General features: G+C 46.7%; 10 protein-coding genes. 7 read left to right on the top strand and 3 right to left on the bottom strand.

The window, feature by feature from the left end:
- The first annotated feature begins 122 nt into the window (after positions 1–122).
- From QE390_RS10005 to QE390_RS09975, 7 genes are all read left to right on the top strand, one after another.
- Positions 123–1,958, top strand: coding sequence for an ABC transporter ATP-binding protein (locus QE390_RS10005; RefSeq protein WP_307142024.1), 1,836 nt, complete (start codon positions 123–125; stop codon positions 1,956–1,958).
- Between the two features lie 270 nt (positions 1,959–2,228).
- On the top strand, positions 2,229–2,819 hold the full coding sequence (locus tag QE390_RS10000) for an HD family hydrolase (RefSeq protein ID WP_307142023.1): 591 nt from the start codon (positions 2,229–2,231) through the stop codon (positions 2,817–2,819).
- Between the two features lie 384 nt (positions 2,820–3,203).
- The gene (locus QE390_RS09995) at positions 3,204–3,902 is read left to right on the top strand and encodes a DUF2589 domain-containing protein (RefSeq protein ID WP_307142022.1); all 699 of its coding nucleotides are present in this window, start codon (positions 3,204–3,206) and stop codon (positions 3,900–3,902) included.
- A gap of 122 nt (positions 3,903–4,024) precedes the next feature.
- Positions 4,025–4,849, top strand: coding sequence for a hypothetical protein (locus QE390_RS09990; RefSeq protein ID WP_307142021.1), 825 nt, complete (start codon positions 4,025–4,027; stop codon positions 4,847–4,849).
- A gap of 5 nt (positions 4,850–4,854) precedes the next feature.
- Positions 4,855–5,436 carry a hypothetical protein gene (locus tag QE390_RS09985; RefSeq protein WP_307142020.1) on the top strand — a complete coding sequence of 194 codons (582 nt, stop codon included), beginning with the start codon at positions 4,855–4,857 and terminating at the stop codon, positions 5,434–5,436.
- Positions 5,437–5,477: 41 nt separating this feature from the next.
- Positions 5,478–6,254 (top strand): C1 family peptidase, encoded by a 777-nt coding sequence (locus QE390_RS09980; protein WP_307142019.1) that lies wholly within the window; start codon positions 5,478–5,480, stop codon positions 6,252–6,254.
- A gap of 87 nt (positions 6,255–6,341) precedes the next feature.
- Complete coding sequence (locus QE390_RS09975) at positions 6,342–6,626, top strand: protease inhibitor I42 family protein (protein WP_307142018.1); 285 nt, start codon at positions 6,342–6,344, stop codon at positions 6,624–6,626.
- A 206-nt stretch (positions 6,627–6,832) separates the two neighbouring features.
- Here QE390_RS09975 and sprA read toward each other — a convergent pair whose 3' ends face one another.
- The 3 genes from sprA to QE390_RS09960 form a co-directional block, all read right to left on the bottom strand.
- The gene (gene sprA, locus QE390_RS09970; protein WP_307142017.1) at positions 6,833–14,083 is read right to left on the bottom strand and encodes a cell surface protein SprA; all 7,251 of its coding nucleotides are present in this window, start codon (positions 14,081–14,083) and stop codon (positions 6,833–6,835) included.
- 186 nt (positions 14,084–14,269) lie between these two features.
- Positions 14,270–14,863: a Holliday junction branch migration protein RuvA gene (ruvA, locus tag QE390_RS09965; protein WP_106636804.1), complete on the bottom strand. Its 594-nt coding sequence runs from the start codon at positions 14,861–14,863 to the stop codon at positions 14,270–14,272.
- Between the two features lie 56 nt (positions 14,864–14,919).
- Positions 14,920–16,356 carry a lytic transglycosylase domain-containing protein gene (locus tag QE390_RS09960; protein ID WP_307142016.1) on the bottom strand — a complete coding sequence of 479 codons (1,437 nt, stop codon included), beginning with the start codon at positions 16,354–16,356 and terminating at the stop codon, positions 14,920–14,922.
- Positions 16,357–16,390 lie beyond the last annotated feature (34 nt).

Here is a 16,390-nt window from a genome sequence, read left to right as displayed (position 1 = left end):
AGGGCGTTCCATATTCCATTTCAGTGGCGAATATGAACCCTGATATATTTTTGCAACTATGTTGCATTTAAAGAAGTTCCGGGCGGGATTTTTTTGGGTATTACTTGCGTTGACTTTATACAATGGCAAGAAAACGTAATACTGAATCTTCTGATACTTCCCTAACCTTCCGCGAACGCTTCGAAGCCCTGCGGAATTTACCGGCTTTTTTTAAACAAATCTGGCAAACCAGTCCTTCGCTGACGTTGCTTAACCTCTTCCTGCGTTTGCTTCGTTCGGCAGTGCCAACGATGAGTTTGTACGTAGGCAAGCTGATTATTGACGAGGTAGTGCGTCTAGCAACCATTCATTCCTCAGACCTTACGCATTTATGGGTCTTGATAGCGATTGAATTTGGACTGGCGATTGGAAGCGATTTATTAAGCCGGGGTATCTCCCTGAGTGAAAGCCTGCTAGGAGACTGGTATGCTCATCAAACTTCCGTTCGGCTGATGAAACACGCCGCCACGCTGGATTTGTCTCAATTCGAAAACCCGACTTTTTATGATAAACTCGAACGAGCCCGGCAGCAAACGGCGGGCCGCACGCAGCTATTGACGCAAACCTTCTCGCAACTTCAGGATTTTCTAACCATAACCTCGCTGGCTGTCGGGTTAATTAGTTTTGCTCCGTGGTTATTAGTGCTATTACTGGTGGCAGTTATTCCATCTTTTCTGGGCGAATTACACTTCAACGCTAAAAGTTATTCGCTCCTCTACGGCTGGACACCCCAACGACGAGAGCTGGATTATTACCGTTACCTGGGAGCCAGCGACGATACCGCTAAAGAAGTCAAGTTATTTGGTTTGTCGGATTTTCTGATCAATCGCTATCAAACGCTTTCGGAGCAATACTTCCAGGAAAACCGAAAGCTTGCTGTTGAACGGGCGGGTTGGGGTAGCTTATTACTCGCCATCGGTACGGTAGGTTATTACTCCGCCTATGGTTACATGATTTTTCAGACCGTTCAGGGCCGGGTAACCCTCGGGGACCTGACCTTTCTGGCGGGTTCGTTCCGGCAGGTTCGGAGTTTACTGGAAGGTATTCTGGGACGATTCAACAGCATTTCACAAGGAGCTTTATACTTGAAAGACTTATTCGAATTTTTCGAAATTCAGCCTCAAATCATTTCACCCGTTCAGCCGCGTTCCTTTCCGAGTCCCATTCAACAGGGCTTTGTTTTTGATAACGTGGGTTTCAAATATCCCAACTCCGAAAAATGGGCCGTTCGTAACCTGAGTTTTACCCTGAAAGCTGGGGAGAAAATGGCTTTAGTCGGGGAAAACGGTGCGGGAAAAACGACTTTAGTCAAACTGCTGGGCCGACTTTATGATCCCGATGAAGGTCAGATTTTACTGGACGGGTATAGCTTGAAGGATTACGATCTGGAAGAGTTACGACAACACATTGGCGTCATTTTTCAGGATTACCTACGCTTCCAGTTTTCGGCGGGAGATAATATTGCCGTGGGCGATATTATGGAACGGGAAAACCGATTGGCCCTCGAAAAAGCAGCCGAACATAGCCTCGCGGATCAGGTCATTGCTGGCTTACCTCACCAGTACGATCAACCGCTCGGACGACGGTTTTCGGGTGGCGTTGAGTTATCAGGCGGCCAATGGCAAAAAGTTGCCCTGGCCCGGGCGTATCTGCGGGAAGCCGATCTATTAATCCTGGACGAACCCACTTCTGCCCTCGATGCCCGGGCCGAATACGAAGTATTCCAGCGATTTGCGGAGTTAACGAAAGGAAAAACGGCGGTTCTGATTTCGCACCGTTTCAGCACCGTTCGCATGGCTGATCGTATCCTGGTGCTGGAAGGAGGCAAGGTTCTGGAAATCGGCACGCACGAGGAGCTCTTACTTCAAAATGGCCGGTATGCTGAATTGTTTGAATTACAGGCAGAAGGGTATCGTTAGTGATTTTCTCATGCCCGCTTCCCGGAAGTTTTAAATTTTCGGGAAGTTAATCGTGCTGTTTCAGGCTTATCATGCATTCGGTTGCCAGTGTTTAGCAAACCATTACGTACCAGACATCACTCACTGATACTATCCTTAGCCCTAGACTGCCCTTTTCCTCCACTGCAAGTAACACTTCGAACGGTACAAGAAACTATTTCTTGTCAATTGGCAATTGTCAGCCCGCCCTTACTATTCAATTTTGCTACGATCAATTAAATGGCTTAAAGCATGGAAATCGAGAATCTTCTCAAGCAAATTGAATTCATCAAAGAAGTTGACAAACTGAAATACATCCTTCGGAAGACCAAGTTATTCAATAGCGACCGGAACGAAAATGACGCCGAACACAGTTGGCATCTCGCTTTGATGGCCATGGTTTTGGTTGAACATGCCAATTTCCCGGTTGACCTGTTGAAGGTAATGAAGATGTTGCTTATTCATGACATCGTAGAAATCGACGCGGGTGATACCTTTATTTATGACGCTCAGAAAAGCCATGATAATACGGAAGAAGAGCGTGCAGCCGCTCAACGTATCTTCGGTTTATTACCGGAAGATCAGGCTCATGAACTCATAGCTCTCTGGGAAGAGTTTGAAGCTCAGCAAACCAACGATGCCAAGTTTGCCCGAGCCATGGACCGACTCGAACCGCTTCTGCAAAATACATCGAATAATGGAGGTACCTGGAACGAGTTCGGTGTGAATTACGACAAGGTCTATGCCAAGAAACAAGTAATTCAACGCGGATCTGACACCCTCTGGCAGTACGCTGAACAGTTGATTAACGATAGCGTTGAAGGAGGAATTTTAAAGAAGTAACTCTTTCTGACGAATGCCCGTGCAACCGTCCTAAAAGCGTACAAGACCCTGTTCGCGAAATGCCGGATGCAAACCGCTGCCAGCAAGAAAAGCTGGCAGCTAGAACCTGACCTACCTACCGCTGAATCTCAACCTCTGTTGTATTGAATTTTTCAAAAAACAGAAGTAGCATTAACCAACTAATACTCTCATAATAAGCAAATTAAACCCACTAATCAATTTCCCTTCGCTCCTCAAGAGCTTTACTTAGTAATTGTAAGTAGCCCTATAATTGTCCCTCAATTATGGGATTTTTCCTCATTGAAATTCCTGCCAGTTTTGTTCAGTTATCTCGCTTTTATAAGCAGATCACTGAACCGTTCACCCATTCAAACCTATACAAAAATGGCAGAGGAAGAATCAAAACCAAACAAGCCCAAACCTGCGAAAGAGGACACGCCTTCTGTCCAGCTTTCCGAGGAAGAAACTTTACAGAAAGGGCTCGAACTGGCGAACCAAACCCTGGACAGCATTACCGCCCGGGAAGAGGTTCCGCTGGGAGCTCCTTCGACCAATCTCACCTCCGAGCTCAATAACATCGACTTCAGGAAAATGATTGGTGGCCCACTTCAGGCGGTTGTGGACGCTCAGGTAGCTTCTGCTCTGGCAACTGTCAATTTTATCAATTCGGTTGGATTCACCGAAACGGATCAGGGCAAAAAAGAGCTGGTCATGGTAGATTTCACGCACACTCGAAAGGATGTTAACAGTGACGGTACCCCAAATGACAAGGAAATACACCTTAAGGTACCTCTGTTAGCTATCCTTCCTATTCCGAGTTTACGGATTGAGCACGCCATTATTGACTTCAATGTAAAACTTAACTCCGTAGAAACTTCCAGTATTTCTGACTCAATTAAGGTTGGAGTAGAAGCAAAAGGCGGTTGGGGACCTGTCAGCTTCAAAGTTTCGGCGTCGTATCAGCGAAAATCGACCACGGGAGTGGAGGTTAAAAAAGAATACGCCCTCAACATCAACGTGAAAGCCGTGCAGGATGAAATGCCTGCCGGACTGGAGAAAATCCTTGGCATGCTGGCCGCCTAGAAAACAGCTTTGATACCTATCCAGACCACTTCCTGAAAGCCTATCGGCCTCAGCGTTGAAGCTTTCGGGAAGTATGCTGACCAATGCTCTTTTTCCTGAACAACGGCTAACATGTGACCCCCATGTCGAACATCACCCTTTCTGAATACGTTGGGTTTATCTTTTCGGAGATTACCCGTGCCCGCGACCAAGCCGACCGCGTAGCTAAAGAACTTGCTCTACAATATGCTAAGGATGATATCTTAAAGTTCTTTTCCGTACCTCGGTTTAAGATTCCCGAAATGGATCTGACCATTCCCGTATTAATCTCAGGGGCGAAATTTGTGGCTATTTTGGAGTTTGTTCTGAAGAAAGAAGAATTTCGAAATCTGTTGATGACTAAGATTTCCAATTGCATTCGAATCATTCTGATACAAAAAAGAGGATTCATACGGGACATCAAACTTATCAATGACCCGGAAATGAAAAAGCCTATTTTCATTCGTCCGATCATTATTAAGCCAATCAGAGGTCGGGGAGAGTTTTCGGATCAGCCGCTTCGGGCCGACAGCATTGATCCGATCATCGATGAATTTTATGAGCTACTTCTCAATAACACCGATCCCGAAGATCCCGAAAGCATTATTCAGGTAAAATGGGCAGAAATCTTTTATAAAAAACTGGAAGAAAACAGCTTAATGGATGAATACAAACGGCAAAATCCAAGCAATGAGCTGTTTCGGAAAACGCTGAAAGAAATTCAGGATGCTGTTGTTGCGGGTACACAAGTATCTCAAACTAAAATGGCTAACCTTCTGGTGAACCCCGAAACGCAACTAGTGAAAGACGGGAGCAGCGATTCCACGGTATTTACGATCAAGGCAAAAATCATGGAAGAAGGCATTTTCGTAAAAACCATCATCGATGAAGCAACCAACCGCGAAAAGAACATCGTTGAATTTGAATAGAAGCCATGCAAAAGTTCTATACCAACGAAAATGCCCAACTGACTCAAACACTGGAGCAATTGGGGCGGGTAATGACCTTATATAATCAGCGTGATTTTGAGACGGATACAGCGTTGCTTGCTTTGCTCAATCTTCTTGAAACCTCATACGAAAGGGAGAAAAAAGATGACCTTAAAGTCTGGATTCAGCATCTGAAAATGGAGTTCGTGACCGTTCAGCGAGGTGTAAATCCCTTTACGTTTGAAAAGCTTATCACTGGCAAACGTGACATGCAGAGCACAGCCTATTTTCGTATACTTCAGGCTCTGTATACAAAGATTCAACACCAATTCAATCAGAACGTTGAGCGGCTTCAGGAAGCTCAGGTGCTGGTGACGCAAATTATCATTGCCGGACTGCAAAACGGAATGATTTCCACAGAACTAATCCAATCCATTCAAAACGAACAGGACATCGAACGTTTGTGGAAACAGCTTTCCACCGATAGTAATCTTCTATTAGGCCAGCGAAGAGTCTTGTTAATGGTCAGTCGATACGACGGCTGGATTCTGATGACCGATGCCATTAATGCTCTGAAAAATTCATAGTACGCGTTCTTATAAAACCCTTCAGCTAACGCTCACAAATCATGGAACAGGAATTCAAATTTGGCTGGTTGCCAGACCTTCCCGACGCCCGGGACTACATTTATGCCGCTCCGCTAAAAGTTATGCAGGCATTACCGGCCAGCGTAGATTTAAGTCCGGGATGCCCTCCCGTTTATAATCAGGGTGGTCTGGGCAGTTGCACGGCTAATGCTCTGGGTGCGGCCTTCGAATTTGCGAAGACCCAGCAGCAAAAACCCACGTTTCGCCCTTCTCGGCTCTTTTTATATTACAATGAGCGAGTGATGATAAACACGGTTCTATCAGATAGTGGGGCTTTTCTGCGGGATGGCGTTAAATCGCTCAACAAAGACGGCGTATGCCCCGAAGCCGACTGGACCTATGATGACTCTTCGGCACCGGGCTCCAAATTCACGAAAAAGCCCCCACAAACCTGCTACAAGAAAGCGTTGAAGAATCAGGTCCTTTCGTATTGGAGAGTGCCGAACAACCTCAATTCCATTAAAGGTTGTTTAAGTGAAGGCTTCCCTTTTTCTTTTGGTTTCACTGTATACGACAGTTTTATGTCGCAAGCGGTTCGTGAGACGGGAATAATGCCCCTTCCGAACCTGGCTACCGAACACGTACGAGGTGGCCATGCTGTATTGGCAATTGGATATGACGATGCGAAGCAAGCCGTATTAGTACGAAATTCATGGGGTGAAAACTGGGGACTAGGCGGAAATTTCTGGATGCCTTATGCCTACATCACCAGTAGCCAGTTTTGCCAGGATTTCTGGACTATTCGTACCGTGGAATAATCTGTAATTTATATTGACCCATTTCAGGGTCTCAATCGTTGACAGCACTATAATCGCTGTCAACGATTTCTTTTCTATACCGAAACTATGAAACGCATTGAACTCAAAACGGAAGAAACCTATAGTCAGGCGTTTCCCGGAAAAAGTACCTCTGGTTATGAGTGGGAAGCCAAACTCACGGGAGATTCCTGTATCCAGATCAGTAAAAGTTTTCAGTCCGTATCTAACGGTCGTATGGGAGAAAATGCCAGCGAGGTCTTCACCATAAAAGCTTTAAAATCCGGGCGTGCCCGTATCTTTTTCCAACTAAAAAGGCCCTGGGAAACCCAGTCAATAGATGCGTATGAACTGGAAGTGTTGATCCAGGATTAATGATTTCCTTTTCGTAATTTGAAAAGCTGATAACATAAAATTCAGACTTTGCTATTATTTGTTTTGAAGAATCTACATGGCTAAAGCCCGGACTGATGCTGCCAGCTTTTCGCTGGCAGCGGTAATGTTACATTCCCGACTTCCAATTTTTAGTTTTTGAAAAAGCTGACCGAATCATGCTGGCAGCACAAGGTCAGCTTTTTCTATTAATTCAAACTCAGTCGTAGCTGAACTCCGCCCTGCGTTAAAGCTCGCCGGAAGGAATTGGATACCAACGGATCATTTACTGTACGATCCAGATACACCCGCACATTTAGCTGACGGCTGGCATTGTAAGTAACGCTGGGGTTAAACTGGAAGAATACGTTACCCGCCGTTGGCGTTGTTTCGCCTTCCAGTTTTCGAATGACTACTCGCTGATCCCGGAAGGTTAATCGGCAATCGAAAGTCAGGTCATTTTTCAGTTTGATCTGACGTCCTCCGAGGTTGAACCGCACATTCTGCTTCGTGAAACCAACCCGACCCGTCAGGTCTTTGTTACTTACTTCATTCACCGAGACGTTCGAAAGGTTCAGACCAACGTTCCGATCCTGGTTATATTCCAACCCACCCGAAATACCATCTTTTGTTCGGAACTGTACGCCGAGGAACGGAGCGAAACGTTCTACGAAAGAAATCACACTCATCACATACACGGGAACGAACTGACCTTCGGCATTAACCCGGTCAGCAAACGGATACATAGGAGCGTTCAGGGCTACGAAAGCGGCATCGTATTCCAGCGATGAAACGAAACTACCCACGTTGTAGGTACTTGAATACGAGTGCGTAATCTGTACCTGTGAGAAACGTCTTTTCACCCAAGGCACATTTGTCAGACCGTTGTAATTCACCCGCCAGTTAGGCAGAGGAATTTTATAGAAAGGTGAAAATTTTACCTTTTCCGGACTCTTACCCGAGTATGCTGCAAAGAAGGCTGGAATCAATACATCCTGTGAATTCAGGTTATAGGAATCGCCCGCAGGGTTTGCCTGCTTCAGACGGTCCAGTAATAAATTTCGGTAATCCTTAAAGCGTTCAAAGTTCGCTGAAAAGCTTTCGCGGCTGGTTCGTTCAAAGGCCGTCAGGAACGAGAGGTAACTCATCGAATAACTACCCGAACGCACGGGCGACTGACTTTGAAAAGCTCCATTTACCGTGGCTGGACGGAAAAACTCCTGATAGTTATCCGAGCGGTTATACCGTAAATCCATGAACACCTTGAAATCCTTCCAGGGCTCCAGGTCTGTGGTGGCTTCAAAACGCTTGGTTACCGTCTGTACAAAAGGCTGATTCTGGACCGTACTCTTCGAAATCCAGCCTTCCGCTGCTCCCCGGTATCGAATACTCGCATCCTGACTTCCCAGAATGAAGGGCATACCCGGCACGCCGCTACGATCCCCCAGCAAGTGAGGCGTTGACATAAAGCCGGGCAGAATTGTCGATTCATCAATAGCATACGTGTATCGAATCCCGCGAACCGTCAGTAATAACCGCGACACACTTTTCAGGAAACGGTTATTATCCTGTTCTACTTCGTCAAAATCACCGGGGCTTCGAGCAATGTCCCGACGCGGAGCCCTGGGTGAGTTCACCCAGCGTAAGGCTTTTACGCGGTTATATAGAGCCACAAAATCGATGCGTCCTGTCAATACGCGTTCCTTCCGGTTCTGGATGGTGTTACCGAAAGGAGTTCCCGTCGAATCAACAATGCCGTAACTGTTCGCCTGAAATTTATAGGCTACGTTATACTGCAACTGAGCCGTCATCCAGTCGGTTAGGGGCGTTTTATTTAAAGGAACCTGCCAGGTATTATCAATACGCTGTTCAAAGTTTTTCATCCGTCCCAGGTTCCGCAAACTATTCATAACCGAATCCCGCTTTTCCTGGGTATTAATGTCGCCGTAAGGTTCATCAATAATGGCCTGAGCCGTCGCATTATACCGAGCGTTCCAGTTTTTCGATAAATTCCAGGTCAATCCATACAGACGATTGAATAGCCAGTATTTTTCAAACAATGGCGTAACTCCATCGGTGGTTAACCTGGGGTTACCTGCCGTTGAACCCGCCACCGCACTGCGATACTGCGTCCGAATTAAACTCCGATCCATATCCGCCCGCAGGGTAATGCTGGTTGGAACGGGTGTAAAATTGAAATCTTTAATCAATTGAAAGATATGCCGATCATTCTTCCATTTCTTGAAAGGTTCCCAGGGTCTGGGCACCGTTGTGAAGGCGTAGGTAATGCCGCCCCGCCGCGATAACTGACGATATTCGGCCATGGTGATATTGGAGCGAATCGCGTCTGAATAGGCGTAGGTAAACGAGAAGTTTTCAATGTCGTAAAAATGAGCCCGGTTGCTGGGGTTCATTCGAATTTTACGCACGTTCGAAAAGTTAATTGCCTTGCGGGAATAGTTCTCTTCTACCATTTTCCGGTACGCTTCCCGCTGGCTGGCACTCATGGTGCTTAAGGATAATTCCAGCGGCATGTCTGGGTCCAGTGGGTTGAAATGCGGCCGGATATTCTGGCGATCTACGCTAAAATAAAACGGAATCTGTAGGCCCCATTTTTGTGGAAAGAATTTGTCCAGATTGACGTTTGAAGTCATGCCCAGGGCCAGCGAGTTACTTTGAGCTCGCTCGGAAATTCGGGTTTCAACGCCTCCAAATCCGTAGGTTTTCACGGCCCCGGTCAGGGTAACTGTCGCAAAATCGGCGAGCTTGATGTCGGCCCGGCCAATGGCAGCATAGCCCGATTTCTGGTCAAAATCCGTGGCGTGAAATTCGTTCACCCAAACGCAGAATGATTTCGCCTGCCCATCCGCAGAAGTAGGATTTCGAACCCCTAGCATTAACACTTGCACCGCCGAAATATCCGGCGTACCGACTACGGTAATGTTATACTTTCCATCCTCCGAAACCAGCGTGAATGGTGTAGCATTGGCCGCTCCCAGTCGATTTCGTTCGGATTTCACCCGCCTTAATTCATCAATCGGGAAGTCGAACTTATTATCCAAGGGCCAAACCAGCGTGGGATCAGGAGCTCCTACGTTAATCGAACCGGGATCGGTTGCTTTCAAATCCCGCACTTCAATTTCGTAATAGTTATCCTTGAAATCCGTTCCCAGCCGAATGAATGTTGAGGTTTTTGAACTCTCATTCATGGCGTTTTCCATGTGCACCGACATAGTTAGGCGACGGTACTGATTCAGGTTATAGTTCACCAGTTTGTAAGCCGCCCGCGAATCGCCATCCCGCAAATCAGTAACGCAAAGGCTTAACCCCTGTTCATTGAGTTCGGCATTATTGAGCGTCATAATGTCGCGATCCCGCTCGTACCCCGGAGGAACCACATAAGGAATACGACCCGCATCCTTCGTTCCCGGGCCATTTTCTTCAATACTTACCGTAGACACCCGAAAATCAGCATCGTAAGGCTCGGGTATTTCATCCAGACCTTTGGCATTCAAATCGTAATCATATTTCCGATACTGAAAACCCGTTAACTGGAATTGAGCAAACCGCAACACAACGGGTTGCTCGAAATCGGTCATTACCATTCGCATGAAACGAACGGATTTGAACCCATTAATGCCCCCCACCGAACGCGTAGGCTTACGAACCTCTACCCGGAATAAATACCATTTCGTTGTAGTCCCATCCTGCTGATTTACGACTACCTCGTCCACAATGTTATTACTTCCTACCTTCAGCTCGCCGGGCTTCAGGGGAATTTCGTATTCGTAATAACTCTCGGTTTCGTTCACCGTATTATCTACGTTCAGGTCTTCCGAATCGGGAAGGCTGGAAGAAGACGGCGTAATTTGTGAGCCTGATGCAGTATTCGCGGGTGAGTTATTTTCCATCCCCATGATTCGCTTATACCGCTGTACCAGCGACCAGTTATTCTGATCGGCTTCCGTACTGAGGTAATAGCGGAAGTCATCGTTGGATGGATCCGAGAGAATCTGATTGAGAGCCGGACCCGTTACCCGCGTCCGTACCTGATTGAGGTAATTCCCGAAGAACGTTTGCTCGGCATTATTGTTCAAACCATCCAGACCTATATCCTGAGCGGCAATATTCTCATTATCAAATGCATTGATAACAAATTGCTGCTTCGTAACCCGGCCCCAGGCCGTTGAGTCTACGTTAGCGGGCTGGCCGTTCACGGGCTGACTACGCACCTCTCCCACGGGCAAACCATTTTCAAAGTTGAAACGTCCATCAGGAACGACATCTTCCGAAATGTCTCCGAGGTGAAGCAGTAACTTACCTCCCGTGGTATTATTCTGATTAACCACCCCGTCTTTTACAACGGCTTTCGCTCCGGTCTGGAAGGGGTCCATCACCCAAAACTCCAGCAATTCTATGTTTGAGTTATCAAAGTCATTATCTGAAGTAATGGCTCGGGTAATGGCTCCAAAATTTTGTTTGGGGTTACGTAATAAGCCTTCCGAAGTCAGGTCCGGGTTGTAATTGTACATCCCGCGTTCGGAGGGGAAATAGGCGATGTCGAGCGTATTGAGCGGGAGGTTATAGTTAAGGGTAGCTTTTCCTTTGAAAATATCCTGCGGCATAAATTGGCGTTCGTATACGTTACTAACGTCCAGATTACCCGGTACGGAATTGTTTCCCAGTCCACCCGTTCCGTAAACGGTCTGATCAATATTATATACGGAAATCATGGCTCGGCGATAGGCATATTCCAGTGGGTTCGCAGCATTACCTTTCGGGAATCCATCGGGTGTAGCCCCCAACCGCCATTTGATGGGCTGACGGGTAAAGTCATAAATGGTTCGGCTGCCTTCGAAGTCGTCAAGGTAACTTCGATTCCGGGAACGCGGCGTTACGCCGGGTAATAACTGAGCGTACTCGCCCGAAAAAGCAATCGTTGACATTTCCTTCGTTTGCAGGAACGGCAAAGCGTCCAGAGCTTTCGTCAGGATCGGAACGTCTTTCTTCAGGTTGGCATCCAGCCCAAACAGGAAGTTATTAACGGGTTCGTTTCCTAACGCCACGCGGGTAATGTTACCAGGGGTACTTTCGCGTAAACGCATTACCGTTGCTCCAATGTTGAAGTTCCGGTCAACCCGGTAATCAAAACGCCCCGCCAGCATCGTTCGCACCTGATTATTGAACAGATCCGGCGTTTCCCAACTGATGGTTACGTCTTTACCCGAATTCATCAGCGACTCGTTCAGAATCCGAACGCTTCCGGCTTCCACCACGAAGTCCGTTCCGGGATTTAAAGCAACGCCTCCAGCTGACACCTGAACCGTTTTCTCATCCACTCCAAAACCCAGTTGAATCTGAGCTCCGTTGGCTCCCTGATAACTTCCTGAAATGTAGAATTTATTCTTGTCCGTCTCCTGCGTTGCGTCAATCTGCGTACCTCGGTATAATGTGGTTTGTACGTATTTTTCTACCAAAGCAGGATTATCTGCACTCAGCCGATTTCGTAGCGTTGACCCGAAAGGCTCCAGCACCGGGAAGATAACCCGACCATTTTTGGAGTCGATGGTTACGTCTTCTACGTAATCAAAATTTCCGTCGGGCTGTCGGTCGCTCATCTGGTTAAGTTTATCCAGATTCATGACCTGCACCAGCGGAATTCCGGCAATATTACTTTCCTGAAGAGCGGGGTTATCTACCCCCGTAATATCGTCTTTATAAATAACTCGTAGTTGGAAACCCTGCTTCTGAACACTGACCGTTGTTCCGGTATACGTCGTCGAACTGCTGGTATTATTGGACTGCGTTTGCGTGCTGAGGGAATAAATATTCTTCATCATCAGATCCCACATCGGAATGCTGGTATTATTCCGAATGGTTGACGACTTCAATAATTTCAGAACAATGACTTCATCCTGCTGACGGTTCTGGTAATCTTCTGTTAACTCACCGACTTTGTAACTCCGCCCCTGATAGGTGTACTCGTAGGCAACGGCAATCACTTCATCGTTTCGAACTGGGGTTAATAACGAAATGTACCCCAGCTGTGGATGAAATTTAAATTCGCGTTCGCCGAGTTTCCGGGCTCCTCGTAAGATATCAAAGTCAATACCTCGCGTATAACTGCTGCCCGTTAACTCAGAAGCTACATTATCAATCTGACGAACGACGGGATTTTGGGAAACATTCTGGAACAATCCATTGATGGCATTACTAGCTGGTGAACTGGCCGAACCCGAAATAGGCTGTACCAGCGGAGAAGTGCGGTTATACGGATTTCCTTCACCCATATCCGTCAACCCTACCAGATTTCGCAAGGTCTCCGTACTCTGGGAGCGGTTGGTTACGTACACTTCTACCCGCGTTACATTTACCCCGGAGGTAATCATGGGTAACTGCTGCAAGGAACGTTCGTAATTATCCCGGAAAAAATGGCTAAGGAAAAAGTGACGGTTCTCGTCGTATAAGTCTTCACGAATGCTAAACGGCCTGTTCTGAGCCCCATTTTTCAGGGTCATACTCTGACGTTTAGAACGTTGTTGAGCCGCTACGATATTCACATCCAGTTTGCCAAACCGCAGAGCTACATTGGCTCCAAAAAGGTTCTCAACACTAGGAATTAACTGGCTATTGGTTCGGAAACTAGTGTTCCCCGCTTCCACCCGCTGAATAATGTCTTCTTCCTGATTTCGGAAACCAAGCTTGAGCTTATTCTCAAAATTGAAAGCGGCTTTGGTATCAAAATTGGTATTCAGGTTGAGCTTATCACCAATTTTTCCAGCGAAGTTGATGGCAATCTGTTCATTAAAAATGAAGTTACCCGTCCGACGCTGCCGTACAGGAATAGCCGGGTTATCAATGTTCTGGTGTAAATACCCAAAGTCGAGCATTACCGAACCGTTGGGTAGGAAGTCGATAATATTCGAACCAAAGATCCGGTCGAGCGAAGGGTCCGTCAGCTTTATTTTTGGGAAAAGTCCCCGACCCGAAACTTCACTTTTACCATCTGAACGAGCCGCGTATTCACGAATTAAGTCCCGGTAGGAAGCATCGTTCTGAATTCGCAGGTATTCATCCAGCGAAATGGCTTCGCCGGTTCGGTAAGGCAGATGTGTATCCCCTACTCTAAAGTGATCATCTACAATAATCCGCTGTCCGTTGGGATCGTATCTGAATTGGGTTTGTAAGGTTTTAGGATCATGGGGCACTAAGGGCGACTGCGGCAAACGATAGCTGAATCGGCTGCCTAATCGGTCTGGTACTTTTAGATAGGGTCGTCGGCCAGTTTTGGTACGGTACAGTGTATCCTGCTGAACAGAATCAGGGCGAACAACCTGGCCCTTGGCGACCATAAACGTTGTTCCAATCAAGAAGAAAGCCCTTATAAATCCGGGTACCGTAATCCATCGCCTCCGCCGGGAATAAACTCCTGACTTTCGAACGGGTTGGAAAATTCGCATTGTTAGGTATAATGTCCTATATATAAACTGGGGTAGGTACGTGTTAACTATTGAGGGACTGAGGAACCAATGGCAGGTTACCGCAACCTAAACGCAGAAACTGGAGTAAAATTGCAAAAAAAAGTGGGATGGGCTCCCACTTGTTTGCAATTAAGAAATGGTATTTTTTAAAATCTATTTAAAACGTTATCTCAGTGATAATTTGATTAATTCTTCTACTGTACTATCCGGTTGTTTTTTCAGGATGGTATCCACGGATTTTTCGGCAACTGGACGAGGGATTCCCATGACAATCAAAGCTGAAATAGCATCCGTCCGGGCGGCTGAATTAGGGCCGAGGAAGAGGTTGGTTGTCATGCTGCCCGAAGCCAGATGATCTTTCTTGAGTTTGTCTTTTAGCTCCAGAATCACCCGTTGTGCCGTTTTGGCTCCAATGCCCTTAATTCCCTGAATAACGCGTAAATCTTCGGTAATGATGGCTTGCCGGATTTCCACCGAAGAAAGTGACGAAAGCATAACCAGAGCCGTGTTCGGGCCAATACCGGAAACGCTTACTAAATCCAGGAATAACTGTTTTTCGGTCATCTCCCGAAATCCAAATAGGACATGAGCGTCTTCCCGAATATTCAGAAAAGTAAACAATCGACATTTTTCGTTTACCTCGGGTAAGGTCGAAAACGTTTGCAGGGAAATGCGAACTTCATAACCCACTCCCTGTACATCAATAATAATGTAAGCTGGTTCTTTTAAAGCTAGTTTTCCGTCTAGGTAAGCAATCATGGCAGGCGTGTATAGGGAACGAAAGGTGAGCCTTTCTGACTCACCTTTCGCTGGTTTTAAATCACAATTAACTTCTGGCCGGGTTTTACATCATTCCCCTTAATGCCGTTTAGTTTTTTCAGTTTATCAATGGAGATGCCACCGTACCGCTGCGAGATCTTCCAGAGTGAATCGCCGGGCTGAACGGTATGGTATTTCCGAACTTTACTCAACCGATCTTCACGTGAAGCCTTCGTCGTATTTTTCGCTAAAGTAGCCGTCGGTTGTGTACTTACCTCCACCTGCTTGTAAATCACCAACGATTGTCCAGCATGAATTTTATTGTGACGACCCAGGTGATTCCAGTTTTTAAGCTGAGCATCGGCTACCTGATATTTGCGGGCAATTGAAAACAGGGTTTCGCCCCGACGAACTTTGTGGGACAATCGTTTCGACTGCGTTGTTACTTTCGCTTCTGCATCCTGATCTTCATCGCTTTCGTTGCTGGTTGTGTTGGAAGCCAGCATGGTACGCTCCGCAAACGGAGACTGTGTAGCAGACAGCATTACTTCCTGACGGTGAGCGTAAAAATGCTTCAGCTCCTCTTTAGGCAGGCGGATGGGATACCGACGGGTATCTTCTGGTAAAACATCCGTCAGAATCTGTGGGTTCAGTTGTCTGAATTTATCGTAGGAAAATTGACCCGCAGTCGCCAGCATTTTCAGATTCATGTAAGAATTGACGTGAATCGTATCAAACGCAGCAATTGAGCGAACCGTATCGGGCTTGATGCCATGATCTGCGGCATAATGCATCATGTAAACAATCGCCGCGTATTGAGGCACATAACCCCGCGTTTCCTTGTGCAGGTAGGGATACACATCCCAATAGCTACTCTTGCCCGAACGACGAACCGCCCGCGAAACATTGCCCGGACCGCTGTTATAGGATGCCAGCATCATTTCCCAGTCATTATTAAAAATCCGACCGAGTTGCAGGAAATACTTACAGGCCGCTTCGGTAGCCTTGTAAGGGTCAAAGCGTTCGTCTACGTATTTATCAATCCGTAACTTGAAATCAATGCGTCCGGTGCTGGGCATGAACTGCCATAACCCGCCAGCTCCGGCGTGTGAGATAATCTTGGGGTCCAGCCGTGATTCAATCAGGGAGAGATACTTCAGCTCATCGGGTAATCCGTACTGAGCGAGGTATTTTTCAAAAATGGGGAAAAATAAGGCTTTTCGTTCCAGCATTTCCTTCACAAAAGAAGGCTTACGAAACGTAAAAAATTCGACGTACTGATGCGTTACATCGTTGTGATTCAGGGGAATCTCCTTTTGAAGTTTTTTCATCCGCTCGTGAACCAGGTTGTAATCAACCTGTGGCACGGAATCTTTCGTAACCGTAGCGGAAGCAATACTCTTTTGCGTCGAATCGGTCTGTGCTCCTACGGAACAAATCGAAAATGAGGCAATCGCTGCTGCAACAGTCAGGATTCGAATTGGTCTCATCATTGAGAGTTTGTTGTTAGGTGATACTGGAGTTTCC

Source organism: Siphonobacter sp. SORGH_AS_1065, assembly GCF_030818595.1.
In the GTDB taxonomy this organism is placed as follows: domain Bacteria; phylum Bacteroidota; class Bacteroidia; order Cytophagales; family Spirosomataceae; genus Siphonobacter.
The sequence above is the reverse complement of the archived record's forward strand: the minus strand, read 5'-3'. Positions and strand labels throughout refer to the sequence as shown.